The 452-nt window shown below is 39.8% G+C and carries 1 protein-coding gene; it reads right to left on the reverse strand.

Annotated elements, in window-relative coordinates; translation table 11 throughout:
- A partial coding sequence (locus AC2JF9_RS09205) for a hypothetical protein (RefSeq protein ID WP_500727164.1) occupies positions 1 to 452 on the reverse strand: 452 nt, incomplete at both ends.

Raw genomic sequence — 452 nt, forward strand, 5'->3', positions numbered from 1 at the left:
GTGCAGGGTTTTTTCAATTAGCTCTTCAGAACGGTTTTCATCATATTTTCCGAGAAGCGGTACTACAACAATCTTTTCCAAAACAGGTATGATCGGCGATGAAATTTCTTTTACAAGTTCATTCAATTCACTTGTCCGTTCTTCCACTATTTGCTCCAGCTTGCGGATTTGCTGAGCTTCTTCACTTCTTGCCAGCTCATGGATATTTTGCTGGACGGTCGTTTCGGAAGGGAAGAATTCAAAATTAAAGATTTTATTATCGTTTTCAAAGGAAGCATTGATTTGTTTATACCAAATATTCTGGTTGAATAAACCGGATAATAACCCGGCAAAGTGGCCAGGTATAAAGGTACCGTGCTGACCCTTGCCCTGTGCTTTATTAATTTTTGATTCCCAACTGTCCTCTATCTGCATCGAGGCAGTTTTTTTATCCGGATCAATCGATGTTACGG

The sequence above is a fragment of the Lactobacillus sp. C449L genome (assembly GCF_059900815.1).